The sequence below is a fragment of the Leclercia adecarboxylata genome (assembly GCF_035787115.1).
GTDB classification, from domain to species: domain Bacteria; phylum Pseudomonadota; class Gammaproteobacteria; order Enterobacterales; family Enterobacteriaceae; genus Enterobacter; species Enterobacter adecarboxylatus_E.
In genome coordinates this window covers 397,219-415,321 of the sequence record NZ_JALKTL010000002.1, presented here as the reverse complement: position 1 = coordinate 415,321, position 18,103 = coordinate 397,219, and the positions used below count along the sequence as shown (strand labels likewise).

General features: G+C 58.3%; 18 protein-coding genes. 16 read left to right on the top strand and 2 right to left on the bottom strand.

The features are described 5' to 3' along the window. The first annotated feature begins 35 nt into the window (after positions 1–35). The 3 genes from MXM41_RS09390 (at position 36) to MXM41_RS09380 (ending at position 2,079) form a co-directional block, all read left to right on the top strand. Positions 36–359, top strand: coding sequence for a heavy metal-binding domain-containing protein (locus MXM41_RS09390; RefSeq protein ID WP_325931493.1), 324 nt, complete (start codon positions 36–38; stop codon positions 357–359). Further along, positions 356–1,186 (top strand): N-acetylmuramoyl-L-alanine amidase, encoded by an 831-nt coding sequence (locus MXM41_RS09385; protein WP_325931491.1) that lies wholly within the window; start codon positions 356–358, stop codon positions 1,184–1,186. Before MXM41_RS09390 ends, MXM41_RS09385 begins: the two co-directional genes overlap by 4 nt. Positions 1,187–1,455: 269 nt before the next feature. Continuing rightward, positions 1,456–2,079, top strand: a complete 624-nt coding sequence (locus MXM41_RS09380; protein WP_325931488.1) for a helix-turn-helix domain-containing protein — start codon at positions 1,456–1,458, stop codon at positions 2,077–2,079. On the opposite strand, the gene MXM41_RS09375 is transcribed toward MXM41_RS09380, so the two are convergent. Both MXM41_RS09375 and MXM41_RS09370 read right to left on the bottom strand, forming a co-directional pair. Then, positions 2,073–2,654: a hypothetical protein gene (locus MXM41_RS09375; RefSeq protein ID WP_325931486.1), complete on the bottom strand. Its 582-nt coding sequence runs from the start codon at positions 2,652–2,654 to the stop codon at positions 2,073–2,075. The genes MXM41_RS09380 and MXM41_RS09375 overlap by 7 nt on opposite strands. Continuing rightward, complete coding sequence (locus MXM41_RS09370; RefSeq protein WP_325931484.1) at positions 2,654–4,204, bottom strand: peptidoglycan-binding protein; 1,551 nt, start codon at positions 4,202–4,204, stop codon at positions 2,654–2,656. The genes MXM41_RS09375 and MXM41_RS09370 overlap by 1 nt, the downstream gene beginning before the upstream one ends. 297 nt (positions 4,205–4,501) lie before the next feature. On the opposite strand from MXM41_RS09370, the gene gspC reads away from it, so the two are divergent. The 13 genes from gspC to MXM41_RS09305 all read left to right on the top strand — a co-directional run bounded on the left by gspC (position 4,502) and on the right by MXM41_RS09305 (position 18,083). Further along, complete coding sequence (gene gspC / locus MXM41_RS09365; RefSeq protein ID WP_325931912.1) at positions 4,502–5,233, top strand: type II secretion system protein GspC; 732 nt, start codon at positions 4,502–4,504, stop codon at positions 5,231–5,233. Between the two features lie 13 nt (positions 5,234–5,246). Next, complete coding sequence (gspD, locus tag MXM41_RS09360) at positions 5,247–7,157, top strand: type II secretion system secretin GspD (RefSeq protein WP_325931482.1); 1,911 nt, start codon at positions 5,247–5,249, stop codon at positions 7,155–7,157. 23 nt (positions 7,158–7,180) lie between these two features. Beyond that, positions 7,181–8,656 (top strand): type II secretion system ATPase GspE, encoded by a 1,476-nt coding sequence (gspE, locus tag MXM41_RS09355; RefSeq protein WP_418936779.1) that lies wholly within the window; start codon positions 7,181–7,183, stop codon positions 8,654–8,656. Further along, complete coding sequence (gene gspF, locus MXM41_RS09350; RefSeq protein WP_325931476.1) at positions 8,656–9,864, top strand: type II secretion system inner membrane protein GspF; 1,209 nt, start codon at positions 8,656–8,658, stop codon at positions 9,862–9,864. Before gspE ends, gspF begins: the two co-directional genes overlap by 1 nt. 2 nt (positions 9,865–9,866) lie before the next feature. Then, entirely contained in the window at positions 9,867–10,310 is a 444-nt protein-coding gene (gene gspG / locus MXM41_RS09345) for a type II secretion system major pseudopilin GspG (RefSeq protein WP_325931474.1), read from the top strand. Then, on the top strand, positions 10,310–10,795 hold the full coding sequence (gene gspH / locus MXM41_RS09340; RefSeq protein WP_325931472.1) for a type II secretion system minor pseudopilin GspH: 486 nt from the start codon (positions 10,310–10,312) through the stop codon (positions 10,793–10,795). The genes gspG and gspH overlap by 1 nt, the downstream gene beginning before the upstream one ends. Further along, complete coding sequence (gspI, locus tag MXM41_RS09335) at positions 10,788–11,162, top strand: type II secretion system minor pseudopilin GspI (protein ID WP_325931470.1); 375 nt, start codon at positions 10,788–10,790, stop codon at positions 11,160–11,162. The genes gspH and gspI overlap by 8 nt, the downstream gene beginning before the upstream one ends. Next, positions 11,159–11,851, top strand: coding sequence for a type II secretion system minor pseudopilin GspJ (gene gspJ, locus MXM41_RS09330; protein ID WP_325931468.1), 693 nt, complete (start codon positions 11,159–11,161; stop codon positions 11,849–11,851). Before gspI ends, gspJ begins: the two co-directional genes overlap by 4 nt. Then, positions 11,848–12,867, top strand: a complete 1,020-nt coding sequence (gene gspK / locus MXM41_RS09325; RefSeq protein ID WP_325931466.1) for a type II secretion system minor pseudopilin GspK — start codon at positions 11,848–11,850, stop codon at positions 12,865–12,867. The genes gspJ and gspK overlap by 4 nt, the downstream gene beginning before the upstream one ends. A 15-nt stretch (positions 12,868–12,882) precedes the next feature. Beyond that, positions 12,883–14,013, top strand: a complete 1,131-nt coding sequence (gspL, locus tag MXM41_RS09320; protein ID WP_325931463.1) for a type II secretion system protein GspL — start codon at positions 12,883–12,885, stop codon at positions 14,011–14,013. Further along, positions 14,010–14,495: a type II secretion system protein M gene (locus tag MXM41_RS09315; protein ID WP_325931461.1), complete on the top strand. Its 486-nt coding sequence runs from the start codon at positions 14,010–14,012 to the stop codon at positions 14,493–14,495. The genes gspL and MXM41_RS09315 overlap by 4 nt, the downstream gene beginning before the upstream one ends. Continuing rightward, positions 14,492–15,286: an A24 family peptidase gene (locus tag MXM41_RS09310; RefSeq protein ID WP_325931458.1), complete on the top strand. Its 795-nt coding sequence runs from the start codon at positions 14,492–14,494 to the stop codon at positions 15,284–15,286. Before MXM41_RS09315 ends, MXM41_RS09310 begins: the two co-directional genes overlap by 4 nt. A gap of 157 nt (positions 15,287–15,443) precedes the next feature. Beyond that, positions 15,444–18,083 (top strand): glycosyl hydrolase family 18 protein, encoded by a 2,640-nt coding sequence (locus MXM41_RS09305; protein WP_325931456.1) that lies wholly within the window; start codon positions 15,444–15,446, stop codon positions 18,081–18,083. Positions 18,084–18,103 lie beyond the last annotated feature (20 nt).

Sequence of the window (18,103 nt, the reverse complement as noted above, 5' to 3'; positions counted from 1 at the left end):
CGCTTAGCGCCTTAACACGCTCAAAGGAGACAAAGATGCAATTTTCAACGACCCCAACGCTTGAAGGGCAGCCTATCAGTGAATACTGTGGCGTGGTGACCGGGGAGGCTATTCTCGGCGCTAATGTCTTCCGTGACTTTTTTGCCGGGATCCGCGATATCGTCGGCGGCCGTTCCGGTGCCTATGAAAAAGAGCTGCGCAAAGCCCGTGAAATTGCCTTTAAGGAGCTGGGTGAGCAGGCGAAGGCGCTGGGCGCCGACGCGGTGGTGGGCATCGACATCGATTACGAAACCGTCGGCAAAGACGCCAGCATGCTGATGGTCAGCGTCAGTGGTACGGCGGTGAAAACGCGCCGATGAAGCAGGCATTTGCGCCCGTCCTGCTGGCACTGCTGCTGGCAGGCTGTGCGGCAGAAAAAGGCATTGTCGAGAAAACGGCCTATGAGCTGGATACCCGGCGTCAGGCCCAGGCGGCTTACCCGCGCATCAAGGTGCTGGTTATCCATTATACCGCCGGCGATTTTGACACGTCGCTGACCACCCTCACCGATAAAAATGTCAGCTCCCACTATTTGATCCCGGCGATCCCGCCTCTGCATAAAGGTAAACCGCGCATCTGGCAGCTGGTGCCGGAGCGCGAACTGGCCTGGCACGCCGGGGTCAGTTTCTGGCGTGGCGCCACGCGCATCAATGACACCTCTGTTGGTATTGAGCTGGAAAACCGCGGCTGGCAGAAAATTGACGGCCAGAAACGCTTTGTTCCCTTCGAACCGGCGCAAATCGACGCCCTGATCCCGCTGGCGAAGGACATTATCCAGCGCTATAACATCAAACCGCAGAATGTGGTCGCCCACGCGGACATCGCCCCGCAGCGCAAGGACGATCCCGGGCCGCTGTTTCCCTGGCAAGCGCTGGCGCAGCAGGGGATAGGTGCCTGGCCAGACCCGGAAAGGGTGGCATTTTATCTCAACGGGCAATCGCCCTGGCAGCCGGTAGAGCCCCGGGCATTGCTGGATCTGTTAGCCCGTTACGGGTATGAGGTTCCTGAGAATATCTCTCCGGCACAACAGAAACGCGTCATTATGGCGTTCCAGATGCATTTTCGTCCGCAAATATGGAATGGTGTTGCTGATAAAGAAACAATGGCCATCGCCGAAGCTTTATTAGAGAAGTATGGCCAGCATTAAGCCTGAAATTTTAGCGATGACGGCCTCTCTTCTTAATCGGACTTAAGATTAATCTTAAGTACATACGCAATTCATTTTTAGTTAATTGACTTAATTTTACTCAGATTTACTATGTACCCATAACCCGCAAAGCAATTTAGCAAATAAGAGTGAGAGTCACTCTCTTTTAATATATCTCTGGCATTCACCTTAACGTGGTCACTAAATTCTGTTGCGACAGGAAGGTCGCACCGGTCTCTTTTAAATAAGAAACATTTACAGGCATACTTATGTTAAGCATATACAGTAAAAATAACCGCCCGCAACAGGCGATGGATGCGATTGTTGCTGCAACTGCAGAATGTCCGGAAAAAACGTTAAAGAAATGGCAGAAAATTATTACCGCTGACCCTGATTATATTCACATTGTGATAAGCGGTGAGGTGGAGATCCGCCGTAAATCAGACGAATTAAGCATGTTTATTATGCGCCATTCGGGTTTTTTGGGCGTCTCCGCTATCTACAGTAGTGCGAGCCGCATGTACGGTCTGGCCCGCACCAACACGGTGATCCGAACCATCAAAAAAACGGATTTTGAACGTCTGATTGGCGAGCATAATCTCTGGGCGGAATTCACTCAGGTGCTGGTCTGGTATATCAATATTCTCAGCAAACGTGATGATGTTCTGGTGGCCCGTAGTGCCTATTCCGTGGTGCGCGAATTCCTGTTAGAAATAAACGACCTGATCGTTCAACATAAACGTGATGTTAATGTTTATGACTATATTCAGGAATACACTAACCTGGCGCGCAGTACCATTATTAAAATTCTCTCGGATCTGAAGAAAGGGCAATATATCGTCGTTGAAAAGGGCAAGCTGGTTTCAATTAATTCCCTCCCCGAGCGCTACTGAAATTCCCGTCTGTCATCTCCTTCGGTCATCCCCGGAGGAGAATTTTTATCCTCCTGGCCGATATCTGAGGTTTCTTCTTCCGGTGCGGCTGGGATCTTCCCTTGAGAATAGTCTAATTGCTGTTCTTTCACCGCCTGCAGCAAGCGTTCCTGCAACGTTGGGGTGTGAAAATTGTCATGCGCGGCGGGCAGGGTTCGATCCTGAATCTGGCCGTCCGGAGGTTGTTGCCAGTCGGCGTTGTTATCCATCACCGGGCTCTCGTCGGGGGCAGGCAGCGGCAGGGCCGGTAATGGCGTTGGTTCTGGCGTCGGGAAGGGTTTTGACACATACACGTAGTGCATATCCGACAGCTGCACGTCGGGTTTGACGACCTTAACCGGTTTGTTGGCGGGTGCCGGATGGCGTAAGTCCCGCAGCAGGTGAGCGTAAACGCCTGCCGCAAGCATGGCGCACAGACAAATCACGCTGACCAGCAGGCCGGTCAGCACTTTTCGCATGGCGGGCAGGCGGTACGAGAACCATACCGCCTCACCGAGGGTATAGCTGCGCTGGGCAGCCAGACAGATAGTGGACATCAGTGTGTCTCTCCCTGCGTCAAGGGTGTCACAAGAGCCGGGGCGATGTGGTTAACGCGCATCAGCTGCATCAGGGTCTCTTCCCCCGCCAGACCATCGACGCGTAAGTGTGTATTTTGCTGGAATGCGCGGGTGCGGTTTGCCAGCGTCCGGGTCCAGCGATGGGCGTGGGTTTCCGGTTCATTCAGCGCCTGGCTCAGCTGGGTGTCGAGCCAGTCCAGATCCTGATTGTCGCTGGCGGCGCCGATTGCCTCTTTACCGGACGGCGTCAGGCGGTGCAGCAGGGTATATTGACCGGTGGCATGTCGGGTAAACCAGCTTCGGCTCACCTGCCAGGTGCGGTTATTCATCAACAGATCGAGGGTGTCTTTTCCGACCCGCGCCACCACCGCGTAGTTAAGGTGATCCCCGGTTTTCAGCTCGCCGATCCACGGATAGCCCTCCTGCTCCAGCGTCGCCAACGGAGCATTACCCTGCTTACACTGCAGATTCACCCGCCCGGCATTCTGACACAGCGCCTCCCCGGCGGAGGCGTCGTAACCCCACATGATGTATAGCTGATGCATGGCATCCGCCTGATTCACCACCTCGCGATCGATGGCCGGCTGCACCGGCACCTGCGGACGTTTCACCGGCGGGCTCCAGCGGGCAGGCACCGGCGGTGTGAACGGCAGCGCCGCCGTGATGGCCGCAGAAAACTGCCAGCCGCAGGCTGCAAACATCACGCAGGCGAGCAGCCCCATCGCCGCCAGACGTTTGTTGCTTCGCGCGACCGGCAGAACTTCGCCCGCCGCCAGACGCAGATGACGAGCCCCCACCACCCCGGCGCGTTCAGTCCATGCGGCCAGCAGGGCCAGATGCGCCAGCGCGTTCAGCTGGCTGACGCACCCTTTCGTCAGCGCCTGCATCCGACGGATGTGAGCCGGGGTGAAGGGTGAAATATCTGCACCCTGATGGGTGATTTGCGCCTGAACATAATGCAGGCACTCGCGGCCGGTAAGGGCGCGCAGGCTATGGCGTGTATGTACCCGGGCGCCGAGGCCGGAATGGGTCAGCAAACGCGCTTCCTGATCCGCAGCACCGGTCAGCAGCAGGGTGAGTGGCAGACCGCATTCCTGCGCGCGGGACAACAGCATGCCCAGAACCTCCCAGCCGTTATCCCGCATCGCCTGAATAGCCGAGAGACTCAGCACCAGGCCCTGGTTACGGCAGGAGGGAAACGCCTCATGCCACTGGCGCAGCACGGCATCAATGGCATGAAGTCGGTTTTTGGCATCGGTGTTGTCCGGGTTGAGTTTATACAGCAGGTCGCTGGCGCTCAGCCTGGGGAACGCATTAACCGCCACCCCGGGGGTCTGCGCCAGCAGCTCGCTGCTGAACTGACCGAGCAGGGTTTCGTCGTCGGAAAACAGCCCGATAATCCCCGGTATGCGTGATTTTTCCCGCAGCATGCCGAACACATCCTGGTGATAAGGCACGAAGAACTCACCCGCTGAACGGGTCACCTTACAAAAAGGCTGGCCTGCAAATTTAAAATGGCTCAGATACATAACGACACACCCCGGGGATGACTAAAACAGATATTCCCCGCCGAAAATAAGGGATGTCACCGGCATGTTCAATTTGCAGACAGGAGAAAAATAACCTGAATAACGACCTATCATCTGGATTATGGCGGGTCAATATTTTTCTGCACTAAAGTTGCTGGCAATCCCGGTGGAGCACGCCCTGTCAGGTAATTAGTATTAAGGTCATTCTTAAGCAGCGCCTGCTGTCAGTTTCTGCGTGTAAAAGGTCCGTTAATAATGAAGATGCAGCGTCTTTATGGCCTGATAACGCCCTGTGTAATGTTTATTCTTCTGATATTCAGCGGTCAACAGGGATACGTTGTCTTAAAAGAGTATAAAAAGGTCGGCGATAAATTATCGGAAGCCGATCCTGTGTCAAAGATGAATCCGGAACAAGGGCAGGATTTTGCCCTTTTCCAGCCCGCGGTGAGCCAGCCGGCTCCACAGCGGACGGTGCAGGCGCCAGTTAATGCCGAGGTAGAAGGCATTATCCGCAGTGACGAGGCCTGGATGTCGTTTGCGGTGATCAAGACCCCTTCCGGGCAGCAGAGCTATCGCGAAGGTGAGAGCCTGACGGGCTTTCCCGATACCTGGGTTGAAGAGATCAACCGCGACAACGTCGTCATTAACTATCAGGGCAGCCACCAGACGCTGGCGATTAAACGCCCCGACTATTTTAAAGGTGATGTGAACAGTGCCCCCACGCCTGCGCCGCAGGCCGATCCAGGCTCAGAGAATTTACACCTCAACGATTATTTAGTGCTGAAACCCCGGTTCGACAACGGTCATCTCGAGGGATATCAAATAAAGCCAAGGAATGCGTCCTCCTTTTTTAGCCAGAGCGGGCTGAAAAAAGGGGATGTGGTTGTGAAAGTGAATACCGTCGACATGACGAAAGAAGAACAGGCGAAAAATATTATCGCCAGCTGGTCGAAAATGAGAGAGGCGGAGTTTGTCGTTAAACGTCACGCTCATCTTGAACATATTCGGGTTAATGTTCTAAACAATTAACAAGTGTAAAGCCATGAAGAAAATTCCCTGGGCGTGTCTGGCGTTGACTGCCGCCTCGCTGTTTTCCAGTTCGCTACTGGCGGCTAATTTCAGCGCCAGTTTTAAGAATACCGATATCCGCGAATTTATCGATACGGTAAGTCGCAACCTGAATAAAACGATTCTGGTTGATCCATCCGTTCAGGGCACCGTTTCTGTCAGAACCTACAACGTGCTCACCGAGGAGGAATATTATCAGTTCTTCCTCAGCGTCCTGGATGTTTATGGCCTGACGGTGATCCCGATGGATAACGGCATGGTGAAGGTGGTGCGCTCCAGCGTGGCGCGGACCGCCGGCGTGCCGGTGGCCGACAGTAAAAACCCCGGCAAGGGCGATGAGATTATCACTCGCGTGGTGCGCATGGAGAACGTGCCGGTACGCGAGCTGGCCCCGCTGCTTCGCCAGCTGAACGACGCCTCCGGTATCGGCAACGTCGTGCATTTTGAACCCTCCAACGTGCTGCTGCTGACCGGGCGCGCCTCGGTGGTGAACCGGCTGGTGGATCTGGTGGAGCGGGTGGATCGCTCCGGCGTTCAGCGCCGCGAAATCGTGCCGCTGCGCTACGCGTCGGCGAAATCCCTCGGCGACATGTTGAACAATCTCAACAATGAAGAGCAGAAGGGGCAGAATGCGCCGCAGCTGGCGACCAAGGTGGTGGCCGACGATGAAACCAACAGCCTGGTGATCAGCGGCCCGGAAGCGGCCCGGGCACGCACCCGGTTGCTGATTAATCAGCTCGATCATGAGCAAAACAACGAAGGCAATACCCGCGTCTTCTACCTGAAATATGCCAGCGCCAGCAAAGTGGTGCCGGTACTGACGGGAATTGGCGAGCAGCTGAAAGACAAGTCGGGGTCGGCGAAAAGCAAGTCCGCCTCCGCCAGCGGCGATCTGAACATTACCGCTGATGAGGCCACCAACTCGCTGGTGATCACCGCCCAGCCTAACGTCATGAACTCGCTGGAAAAGGTGATCGACAAGCTCGATATCCGCCGTCCACAGGTGCTGGTGGAGGCGATCATTGCCGAAGTGCAGGATGGCAACGGCCTCGACCTCGGCGTGCAGTGGACCGGCAAACACGGCGGCGTGCAGTTTGGTTCGACCGGGCTGCCGATAAGCCAGGTGAAAGCGGGCACCCTGAAAGGCACCAGCTTCACCGGCATGGCGACCGGCTTCTTTAACGGTGACTTTGGCGCGCTGATGACCGCCCTCGCCACCGACGGGAAAAACGACATTCTTTCGACCCCGAGCGTCGTCACCCTGGATAACAAAGAGGCGTCGTTCAACGTCGGGCAGGATGTGCCGGTGCTGTCCGGTTCCCAGACCACCAGCGGCGATAACGTTTTTAACTCGGTGGAGCGTAAAACGGTCGGCACCAAGCTGAAGATTGTTCCGCAGATCAACGATGGCGACATCATCCACCTGAAGATTGAGCAGGAAGTGTCAAGCGTGGATGCCAGCGCGACGGAAGATGCCAGCCTCGGCCCCACCTTCAACACCCGTACCATCAATAACGAAGTCATGGTGCACAGCGGGCAGACGGTGGTCCTCGGCGGCTTAATGGAGAACGTCACCAAACAGAACGTCTCGAAGGTGCCGCTGCTGGGGGATATCCCGCTGATCGGCCAGCTGTTCCGCTACACCTCCCAGGACACCTCGAAGCGCAACCTGATGGTCTTTATCCATACCACGGTTCTGCGTGACGAAGATGCCTACAGCGCCTCGTCGAAAGAGAAATACGATCAGATCCGCGCCCGTCAGCAGCAGCGCCTGGAGGAGAGCAAGTTTGGCATCGTCGCGCCGGAGAGCAACGCTGTACTCCCCGCGTACCCGACGACGGCAGGCTCTGCATCGGCGAAAAGCCGCAATCCCTTCAAAGAGTAACGGCGAGGCGCAACATGGACGAAATGCAACTGAGTCACGATCTCTGCAGCAGCAACTACGCCCGGACGCACGGTATCCTCTTTTACCAGGGGCAGGTCTGGCTGCGCGATGACGCTCCGGCGTTTGCCCTGCTGGAGATGCGGCGGGTGCTGGGGCGCCCCTTTACCCCGACCATTCTGTCGGCTGAAGCCTTCGATGAGATGCTGACCCGGGCCTGGCAGCAGAACAGCGGCGTCTCCCAGCAGCTGGTGGATGACATGGACGCCGACATCGATCTGCTGGCGTTAACCGAGGAGATCCCCGACAACGAGGATCTGCTGGATAACGACGAGAACTCGCCGGTGATCCGCCTGATCAACGCCATCCTTGGCGAAGCGGTCAAAGATGGCGCCTCGGATATCCATATTGAAACCTTCGAGCGCACCCTGAGCATTCGCTTTCGCGTTGACGGCGTGCTGCGTCCGGTGCTGCAACCGGCGCGCAAGCTGGCGCCGCTGCTGGTGTCGCGTATTAAGGTGATGTCAAAGCTCGATATCGCCGAAAAACGGCTGCCCCAGGATGGCCGTATCTCGCTGCGCATCGGCCGCAAGGCTATTGACGTGCGTGTCTCCACGATCCCCTCGCAGTATGGCGAGCGGGTGGTGATGCGTCTGCTGGATAAAAGCAGCCTGCAGCCGGACATTAACAAGCTGGGGCTGATCGATCGCGAGCTGGCGCAGCTGAAAGCGCTGATAGCCCGTCCGCATGGCATCATCCTCGTTACCGGACCGACCGGCTCCGGGAAAAGTACCACCCTGTACGCCATTCTGTCGGCGCTGAACGGCCATGAGCGCAACGTCCTGACCGTCGAAGATCCCATAGAATACGAGCTGGAAGGGGTGGGACAGACCCAGGTTAACCCGCGCGTGGACATGACTTTCGCCCGCGGGCTGCGCGCTATCCTGCGCCAGGATCCGGACGTGGTGATGATCGGCGAAATCCGTGACGGCGAAACCGCGCAGATCGCGGTACAGGCCTCCCTCACCGGGCACCTGGTGATGTCCACCCTGCATACCAACAGCGCCGCCGGGGCCATTACCCGCCTGCGCGATATGGGGCTGGAGTCCTTTTTGATCGGCTCGTCCCTGCTTGGGGTCATTGCCCAGCGTCTGGTGCGTCGGCTCTGTACCCACTGCCGCACCACCACGCCGCTGGACGAGAACGAAAAAGCGCTGTTCAGCTTTATGGCCGTCACCCCGAAGGCAATCTATCGGGCGGTGGGCTGCGAACACTGCCGTCAGAGTGGCTATCAGGGGCGGGCGGGGATCCACGAGTTTCTGGTGGTCGACAGCGCGATGCGCCGCGCGATCCACGAAGACAAAGACGAAATGACGATCGAAACCCAGCTGTTCAGCCAGGCGCACAGCCTGCGCGAAAACGGTCTGCTGAAGGTGATCTCCGGCGTGACGTCGCTGGAAGAGGTGATGCGCGTCACTGCCGAACGCGGGGGTGACGAGTAATGGCATGGTACGCATGGACCGCGACCAACGCGGCGGGTAAAACCCAGCGCGGCACCCTGCAGGCGGAAGGGCTGAAGCAGGTGCGCCAGGCGCTGCGCGAGCAAAAGCTGATGCCGCTGACTATTACCCAGACCCGGGAACAGGCCGCAGCCGGTAGCGCGCACAAAGGGATCAAGCTCGCAACGCCGATGCTGTCGATGTTTACCCGTCAGCTCTCCACCCTGGTCAATGCCGCGCTGCCGCTGGAAAGCGCCCTGAAGGCCATCGCCAGGCAGTCGGAAGATAAAAAGCTGGCGGCAATGGTGAACGACATCCGCGACAAGGTGGTGGAAGGGCACACGCTGTTTGACGCCTTCAGCCAGTTCCCGCGCACCTTCGATAAACTCTACTGTACGCTGGTGATGGCCGGGGAAAAAACCGGCCATCTCGGCGAGGTGCTGGAAAAACTGGCGGAGTACAACGAGCAGCGCCAGAAGATGAAAAGCAAGCTCAGCCAGGCGATGGTCTACCCCATCACCCTGACGGTGGTGGCGGTAGCGGTGATCTGCATCCTGCTGGTGGCGGTGGTGCCACAGGTGATCGAGCAGTTCACCCACATGAAACAGCAGCTGCCAATCACCACCCGCACGCTGATTGCGGTGAGCGATTTCCTGCAGGCGTACGGGATGTTTATTGCCGGCGGGCTGGCGGCGGGCTTTATCGGCTTTAAAAGCTGGCTGAAGAAGCACCGCAACCGCTTTATCTGGCACCGCTGGCTGGTGTGCGGCTCGCCGGTGAAAAAGCTGGTGCGCGCGATTAACAGCGCGCGTTACATCCGCACCCTGAGCATCCTGCAGGCCAGCAGCGTACCGCTGCTGGAGGGGATGTATATCGCGATGGACGGGATTGAAAACCTTTATGCCCGGCAGGTGCTGGAGCAGGCGGCGGACACCGTCCGCCAGGGGGCATCACTCTATGCCGCGCTGGAGCAGGCGCAGCTTTTCCCGCCAACCATGCTGTACATGATCGCCTCCGGCGAAGAGAGCGGCGAACTGGGTAACCTGATGGATCGCGCGGCAGAAAACCAGGAATGCGCATTACAGCATCGAATTACCTTAACGCTGTCGGTATTTGAGCCGGCACTGGTGGTCACCATGGCGACCATTGTTCTCTTTATTGTGATGTCAATATTACAACCGCTTCTGCAACTTAATAACATGGTAGGTTAATTATGGCGATGAAACGAAAATACCTGGCGTCCCAGGCGGGCTTTACTTTGCTCGAATTAATGGTGGTGATTGTTATTCTCGGCGTGCTGGCGAGTATGGTGGTGCCGAATTTAATGGGTAATAAAGAGAAAGCCGATATTCAGAAAGCCACCAGCGATATTGTCGCGCTGGAAGGATCGCTGGATATGTACAAACTCGATAACCATCGCTACCCCACTACCGAGCAGGGCCTGCAGGCGCTGGTGACTAAACCCGAAATCGCCCCAATCCCGAACGGCTATCGCGCTGACGGCTATATTCGCCGCCTGCCGCAGGATCCCTGGAGCAACGATTATATTCTGGTCAGCCCGGGCGAACACGGCGCGGTGGATATTTTCTCTCCCGGTCCGGATGGCGAAGCCAATACCGCTGACGATATTACTAACTGGTCACTCGATAAAAAATAATGAACACACAACGCGGTTTTACGTTGCTGGAAATTATTCTTGCCCTGGTGATATTTGCCAGCTGCGCCATGATGGTGGTTTCCACTATTCCGTCGCGCAGCGGCGCGGATATATTTGGTCAGCAATTAAAAGCCCTTGTTGAATATGGTTCCGATCGCGCGGTGATGGACGGCAATATTATCGGCCTGACCATCACCGCCGATCGTTATCAGCTGGTGACCTTCAAAGAGAAAAACGGCAGGCGGGGCTGGGTGCCCTTAACCGCTGGCCGCATCGCGACCGAAGGGCGTTTTCCTGAGGGGATGCACGTGTCGCTCTCGCCCCAGCGGCTGGCGGCCACCCGGGATGCCGACCCGCAGATTCTTTTTTTGCCGGATGGCGAAATCAGCCGCTTCACCCTGTCGCTGCAAAGTGACGATAAACAGCACGCGTTTCGCGTGATCTCCCAGGGTGCGGCGCCGGTAACGGTAGAAAACAATGGCTAAGGTAAAGCAACAGGGGATGACGCTGCTGGAGGTGATGGTCGCGCTGGTGATCTTCTCCACCGCGGCGCTGGCGCTGATGAACTCGGTGTCGCTCAACGTCCGCTTTACCTGGGGGCTGGCGGATACCCTGCAGGCCAGCTGGGTGGCGGAAAACCAGCTCGCAGAAGCGCACCTGATGCAGAGCGACTTTCCCGATGCCGAAGAGGAGGGGAGCGAAACCCAGGGCGGGCGCAGCTGGACGTGGCGTAAAGCCCGGGTCAAAACCGCCGAACACGGGCTGGTGGATCGGATCAGCGTCTGGGCCGAAGGGAACGACAGCCAGCCGGTGATCGCCCTGGATATCGTCCCGCCAGGAGAGCAAAAGTGAAAACGACACGCCGCCAGCAGGGGTTCACCCTGCTGGAGATCATGATTGCGCTGACCATTTTTGCAGTGATCAGCACTCTGGCCTGGCAAATTCTCGATGGCGCGATGCGCACCAGCGCTGCCACCGATGCCAGTGCGGCAAAGCTCAATCAGCTGCAACGTGCCTGGAACCTGCTGGAGCGGGACTTTTTTCAGTTACAGGGCGTCGCGCCGCGTAACGGTAGCGGCACGTTTTTCGTGAAAGATAACGCCCTGGAGATGACGACCCTGAACGGCGTCAGCGGCCAGGTGCAGCTGGAGCGGGTGCGCTGGCGGCTGGCAGGCAATCGCCTGTGGCGCGACGTCTGGCCGTTCTTTGACGGCCCGGCCAGCACGAAACCGGACGAAGTGCCGATCGTCAACGAGGTGAAATCTCTTCAGTGGCGTTTCTGGCAGTCTGGCTGGCAAAAAGCCTGGCACGACAGCGACCACCAGCCGGACGGCGTGGAGCTGACGTTAACGATGCTAAGCGGCGAGCGCTGGCGCTGGGTTTTTACCACGCCGGGCGATCTGCCGCAGGAGGTGGAAAAGCCGAAGGACGCGTCAGCGGATAAACCGACGGAGGTCCCGGCAGACGCGGCAACGTCAGAATCTGCACAAACCGCGCCGCCGGCCCCTGAAACCCCGTCCGCCGCGGAGACACAGCCATGAAGCGAGCAGGCAAACAGCAGGGAGTCGCCCTGCTGGTAGTGCTGATCCTGCTGGTAATGATGTCGGCGCTGGCCGCCCGCATCAGCCAGCAGTTCTGCCGTAATCTGCAGAAAACCCACTATCAGGTGAGTCAGCAGCAGCTGCGCTGGGCGATGCTGCGTCAGGAGCAAGTAATCAACGCACGCCTGTTGAGCGCCACCGGCGGCGAGAAAAACGTGCTGACCCTGAAAGGCGAGTGGCATGCGCCGCTGGAAACCCGGGGCGAGCACTACACCCTGGTCAGCCAGGTGGAGGACGCCCAGAACTGTTTTAACGTCAATAACCTGCTAGCGGTGCCTGACTCAGGGGCCCAGGAAAAAACGCCGCCCGCGGCGGCAGATACCGAAAAACCGCGCCAGCAGCAGATCGTTGAACGGCTGCTGGTGGACAGCGGGGTCAGCACGATGATGGCACAGGAGATTTACCTGCAGCTGGTGGATTACCTCGACGAGGACACCACTACCGCCAGCGAGGGGAGGGAGGATGACGCCTGGGCGGGCCTCAAGCCCGCGCGTCTGCCGGCGAACCGGATGATGCGCAACCTCAATGAACTCAAACTGTTGCCCGCGTTTCCTGCCGTAGCCTGGGCGAAGGCGCGCAACCTGTTCTGCGCCCTGCCGACCACCAGCAGCAGGGTGGATGTCAACACCCTGCCGCCGCAACAGGCGGGTCTGCTGGCGGCGCTGTTCCCCGGCAAGCTAACCGAAGCAGAGGCGAAACGGGTGATTGAGGCGCGACCGGAGGCGGGCTGGGAGAGCGTCAACGCGTTCAGCGAGACGCTGGCGCAGAACGCCCCGCAGCTGAAGGACGACCTCAAACAGGCCGCCGACTGGTTTGACGTCACCAGCCGCTATTTCCAGGTGAATTACACCGGCAATACCGATGAATTAACCCTGCGCGTGGTCAGCCAGCTGCGGGCAGAGCAAGACGCAGGCGAGGTCAGAACCTGGCAGCGTCGTTACCGAATGATTGAATAACACAAGTCTGAGACTATGAAACAGGTAATGTTTGTGCGTCCCGATAGCCGCGAGGACGCGAAAGTATGGTGGTGTGAATCGGACAGTCAGCAGGTGATGGCCCTGGGCGGTCACCAGGCCCTGAACGAGCTGGCGACGCATCCACTGGCATCGCGCATCTGTCTGCTCCTTCCCGCGAGCGAGACTGTCTTCCGCCATTTTACGCTGGCGAAAAAGAGCCAGCCGGCGGCATTCTCCTGGATGGCGGAGGAGACGTTGATTGGCGACGTCGACAACCTTCACTGGACGGTACTAAAGCAAAAAGGGTGTGAAGTGGATGCCGTCGCCATCGACACTGACCGGCTGGAACAGTGGCTGGCGCGCTTTGACGAGGCGGGTCTGAAGGTTATTCAGGTACTGCCCGACGGCTGGCTGCTGCCCACGGAGCCTGGCTACAGCACCCTGGTGCCGCTGGAGGAGAGCTACTGGCTGCGCACGGCCAGCGCGGGGGCCTGCGAGGTGGACGCCACCATGCTGCCGCTGCTGCTAGCGAAAACCGCCGATCCGGTGCGCTGCTACGGCGATGCCCCGGAGGGGGTCATCTGTAGTGAGACCCTGGCCTGGCAGCACCCGCTGGTGTTGATCCAGTCCGGCTGGAAAAACAGCCGCGTCAACCTGCTGCACGGCGAATTCGGCCTGCGGGCCGACGCCGGTGCGGTGAAAAAAATCCGCCTGGCGAGTGCGGCGATGGCGCTGCTCTGCGTGGGGCTGCTTACTGGCCCGCGCGTGGCGACGGCGTGGCTGCTGGTGCAGGAGGAGAACCTGCTTCAACAGGAGATCGTGCAGCTCTATCAGCACCATTTCCCCAGCGTGCGCCAGCAGACCAACATCAAATACCATTTTGGACAGAATTTAAAAAAGCAGAAGAAAGGGCTGTTTCAGCAGCTTGAGGTGCTGGAGCAGATTAAACGCGACGTGCCGGGGATGGAAATTGAACGCGTCGAATATGACAACACGCAAAATAGCCTGACGCTGAGCGTAAAAGCGCAGGATCCGCAGCAGCTACAAAACTTTGTCCAGCAGGCGAGCGGTAATTTTGCCTTTACCTTGCAGCCTATTTCCACGTCAGCGCCCTATACCGCGATGGTGACAGGAAAATATAAATGAAAACCAAAGCCGCACAATTAAAAGCGCGCTACCAACAGTACAGCGCGCGGGAACGCAATCTGATCAAAACGGGCGCGGCGGCACTCTGCTGCGCGGCGGTGTATTACGGCGGTATGGTGCCGCTGGATAATACGATCGCCCGCAGTCAAGCCACCCTGAACCGACAGCAGGAGACCCTGCGCTGGATGCGCGACGAAATTCAGAAAAACCATCTGCAGGTGCAGCAGTTGAAAACCACCAACCCCCGCACTGCGCTGGAGAACAGCGCCCATGAGATCAACCTGACGCTGAACGATGTCCGTCAGGACGGCCAGTCATTATCATTTGTTATTAATCGGGTGAACGTCTACGTGCTTAAAAACTGGCTGCGCGAAATGAATCTCACCACCGGGGTGCGGCTGGAAAAGATCACGATGGACCCGGTGGATCGCCGCAGTGACGTTAAGGCGGAGATCCAGCTGACCTGGAAAAAAAGCGCATGAGCACCCAGGCTCTGCTGCACGGGCAGGCTCTGCCGGGATTTTGCGCGGCCAGCGCCGGGCTGGGGGCCATTTTCGGCAGCTTTCTCGGGGTGGTGGCGGAGCGGCTGCCCGCATGGATCCGGCAAGAGGCCGGGGCAGGAAATCTGCTCTATCCGCCGTCCCATTGCCCGGCCTGCCAGCACAGGCTGAGCGCGTGGGAAAACATCCCGCTGATCGGCTGGCTTCTGCTGCGCGGGCGCTGTCGTCAGTGTAAGACGCCGATCCCCGCGCGTCTGCTGCTGATGGAGCTGCTCAGCGCGCTCTTCTTTGCTATAAGTGCCTGGCTGAGCCCGTCGCTACCGGTGATGCTTGCCCTGTGGCTGTTGTGGTGCGGCCTGCTGCCGCTGGCGGTTATCGACCTGCGCGAGCGGCTGTTGCCCGACGCCCTGACCCAGCCCCTGCTGTGGGCCGGGCTGTTGTTAAACCTTCATCTGCATTTAGTGCCACTCGCCGATGCGCTGTACGGCGCGGTGGCGGGCTACCTGACGCTGTGGCTGGTCTACTGGGGACACCGTCTGGCGACCGGGCGGGAAGGGCTGGGCTACGGTGATTTTAAACTGCTGGCGGCGCTGGGCGCCTGGTGCGGCTGGCAGGCGTTACCCTCACTCCTGCTGATTGCGGCGGGCGGGGGTATTGTTGGCTGGGCGATCTGCTTTAAGCGCCGGAACGACCACTTTATCCCGTTCGGCCCATTTCTGGCGTTCGCCGGGCTGCTCATATTTATTTTGCAGCACGTCTTTCCCATTTTTTAATTCATTGGTCAAGTTATTCCTGAGTTTTTTTCGTGAAAGCGAAAACGCGAAAAATAATTCGCCGGGCGATATTGTTATTCCGGGTTAATTACCTCTTTTACCAGGCGTATGGAACGCATGGTCTGTTTAAGTTCACGTTTATTAAAAGGAATGAATAATGAAAATTATGCAGCCTAAATATCTGGCTTTATTTGTCGCGGCGGCAGTGAGTCCGGTATTTGCGGCAGTGCCAGGTAAAGCGATGCTGACGAACGGCAATGATAAATATGCCATCGTTGAGATTGACCAGGCCGCTCAGGACTATAACAGCCTCGTGAAAGTGAACGACGGGGCAGACGTTAAGGTTGAGTGGAATGTCTGGACCGGCGATGCGCCAACCTCGGCCAAAGTGCTGCTCGACGGCCAGGTGGTCTGGAGCGGTGCGGCGGGCGCGGCCGGCTCCGCCACCTTTAAGGTAAAAAAGGGCGGACGCTACCAGGAGCAGGTACAGCTCTGTAATGACAGCGGCTGCAGCACCAGCGACAGCAAGCTGGTGATCGTGGCTGATACCGACGGCAGCCATCTGCTGCCGCTGAACGCTCCGCTGCTGGAAAATAACAAATCCTTCGCTAAACACTCCGATAAAGTGGTGGCAGCATACTACCCGGAGTGGGGCGTATACGATCGTAAGTTCAGCATTGATAAAATTCCGGCCGCTAACCTCAACCATATTATCTATGGCTTTATTCCCGTCTGCGGCGACAATATTAACGCCAGCGCCGGTAACGCGCTGGAGGCGCTGAAAAAAGCCTGTAAAGGCCGTGAAGATTATACCGTCGCGATCCACGACCCGTGGGCGGCGCTGCAGATGCCGCAGGCGGGCGTCTCTAATTACGACGACGCTTACAAAGGCACCTACGGCCAGATGATGGCGCTGAAAAAAGCCCATCCGGGGCTGAAAATCCTGCCTTCTGTTGGCGGCTGGACGCTTTCCGATCCCTTCTTCCGCATGCACGACAACGCCATCCGCGCCCGCTTTGTCTCCTCGGTGAAAGAGTTCCTTCAGACCTGGAAATTTTATGACGGCGTCGATATCGACTGGGAATTCCCGGGCGGCGGCGGTGAAAACCCTTCCCTGGGTAACCCACAGCAGGATAAAGAGACCTATACCCTGCTGATGCGCGATCTGCGCGCCATGCTCAACGACCTGTCGGCGCAGACCGGCCGCACCTATGAGCTGACCTCCGCCATCGGCGCGGGCGAAGCCAAAATCGCCAACGTGGACTACAACGCGGCGCAGAAGTACATGGATTACATCTTCCTGATGAGCTATGACTTCTACGGCTCCTGGAGCATGACCGACCTCGGCCACCAGACCGGTGTCTATGCCCCAACCTGGAAACCGAACAGCGTCACGACCGAAGGCAGCGTGAACGCGATGCTGGCCCAGGGCGTCCAGCCGGGTAAAATCGTGGTCGGCGCGGCGATGTACGGTCGCGGCTGGACCGGCGTTCACGGCTATACCGGCGACAATCCATTTACCGGCACCGCCACCGGCGCGATCCCAGGCTCCTGGGAACCAGGCATCGTCGATTACCGTGATATCGTCAACAAATACAAAGATAAAGCGGGCTGGGAATATAAATATGACGCTACCGCGGAAGCGCCATACCTGTTCAACAAGAGCAGCGGCACGCTGATCACCTATGACGATGCCCGCTCCGTGCAGGCAAAAGGCAAATTTGTGCTGAACAAAAACCTCGGGGGCCTGTTCGCCTGGTCGCTGGAGTCGGATAACGGCGACATCCTCAACGCGATGAATGAAAGCCTGCTGGCTGGCGGTTCCGGTAGCGATGAGCCGGTAACGACTAACCATGCGCCGGTCGCCTCCGCCCACGACGTCACCGTAACCGGCCCGGCGACCGTGACCCTGGACGGCTCTGCCTCTTCAGACCCGGACAACGATGCCCTGACCTGGAAGTGGACGCAGATTTCGGGTACCCCGGTGACGATCGCCAACAGCACCCGTGAGAAAGCCTCCTTCCAGGTGGGCGCGGTTGCCAGCAACCAGACCTTCGCCTTCCGTCTGACCGTCACTGACAGCAAGGGGCTGAGCAGCACCGCCGACGTGCAGGTGGTGAACAAAGCCCCGCAAGCTAACCAGGCGCCGGTACTCAACACCATGGAGCCGGTAACCGTTGAAGCGGGTCAGCCCGTGTCGTTACACGTGCAGGCTGTGGATCCTGATGGCGATGCGTTGACCTACGCCTGGAGCGTACCGGGTAACGTGAACGCCACCGGTAGCGATACGGCGAACCTTAGCTTTATCGCCCCGGACGTGAGCAGCGAAACCGCTTACAACCTGAATGTGCTGGTCAGCGACGGTAAAACCAGCGTGCAGGGCAACGTGGGCGTCACCGTCACGCCAAAAGCGAGCGACGAGGAGATCGCCCCGCCAGAGGACAACACCCCACCTGCCGATGAGGGCAGCTGCGCCAGCGCCGGGGATGCAAATGCCAGCAACTATGCGGCGTGGAGCGCCAGCAAGGTTTACACCAGCGGCAATATCGTCAGCTTTGATAACCTGGTCTGGAAAGCGAAGTACTGGACCAAAGGTAACCAGCCGGGCTTCGGCGTGGATGCGTGGGAGCTGATGAGCCAGGTGAGATTCGACTGGCGTCCAGAGGTGGCCTACAACGGCGGCGACACCACCACCTTTGAAGGCAACGTCTACCGCGCGAAATGGTGGACGAAGGGGGACAAACCGGGCCAGAACGACGTCTGGGTGAAAGAGGGCGCGGCAGCCGATTGTCAATAATCGTCCGCACCGGATCTGAC

Bases quoted from the DNA above. Each gene is read 5' to 3' on its own strand.
- MXM41_RS09390 (WP_325931493.1), top strand. From the start codon at position 36: ATGCAATTTTCAACGACCCCAACGCTTGAAGGGCAGCCTATCAGTGAA.
- MXM41_RS09385 (WP_325931491.1), top strand. From the start codon at position 356: ATGAAGCAGGCATTTGCGCCCGTCCTGCTGGCACTGCTGCTGGCAGGC.
- MXM41_RS09380 (WP_325931488.1), top strand. From the start codon at position 1,456: ATGTTAAGCATATACAGTAAAAATAACCGCCCGCAACAGGCGATGGAT.
- MXM41_RS09375 (WP_325931486.1), bottom strand. From the start codon at position 2,654: ATGTCCACTATCTGTCTGGCTGCCCAGCGCAGCTATACCCTCGGTGAG.
- MXM41_RS09370 (WP_325931484.1), bottom strand. From the start codon at position 4,204: ATGTATCTGAGCCATTTTAAATTTGCAGGCCAGCCTTTTTGTAAGGTG.
- gspC (WP_325931912.1), top strand. From the start codon at position 4,502: ATGTTTATTCTTCTGATATTCAGCGGTCAACAGGGATACGTTGTCTTA.
- gspD (WP_325931482.1), top strand. From the start codon at position 5,247: ATGAAGAAAATTCCCTGGGCGTGTCTGGCGTTGACTGCCGCCTCGCTG.
- gspE (WP_418936779.1), top strand. From the start codon at position 7,181: ATGCAACTGAGTCACGATCTCTGCAGCAGCAACTACGCCCGGACGCAC.
- gspF (WP_325931476.1), top strand. From the start codon at position 8,656: ATGGCATGGTACGCATGGACCGCGACCAACGCGGCGGGTAAAACCCAG.
- gspG (WP_325931474.1), top strand. From the start codon at position 9,867: ATGGCGATGAAACGAAAATACCTGGCGTCCCAGGCGGGCTTTACTTTG.
- gspH (WP_325931472.1), top strand. From the start codon at position 10,310: ATGAACACACAACGCGGTTTTACGTTGCTGGAAATTATTCTTGCCCTG.
- gspI (WP_325931470.1), top strand. From the start codon at position 10,788: ATGGCTAAGGTAAAGCAACAGGGGATGACGCTGCTGGAGGTGATGGTC.
- gspK (WP_325931466.1), top strand. From the start codon at position 11,848: ATGAAGCGAGCAGGCAAACAGCAGGGAGTCGCCCTGCTGGTAGTGCTG.
- gspL (WP_325931463.1), top strand. From the start codon at position 12,883: ATGAAACAGGTAATGTTTGTGCGTCCCGATAGCCGCGAGGACGCGAAA.
- MXM41_RS09315 (WP_325931461.1), top strand. From the start codon at position 14,010: ATGAAAACCAAAGCCGCACAATTAAAAGCGCGCTACCAACAGTACAGC.
- MXM41_RS09310 (WP_325931458.1), top strand. From the start codon at position 14,492: ATGAGCACCCAGGCTCTGCTGCACGGGCAGGCTCTGCCGGGATTTTGC.
- MXM41_RS09305 (WP_325931456.1), top strand. From the start codon at position 15,444: ATGAAAATTATGCAGCCTAAATATCTGGCTTTATTTGTCGCGGCGGCA.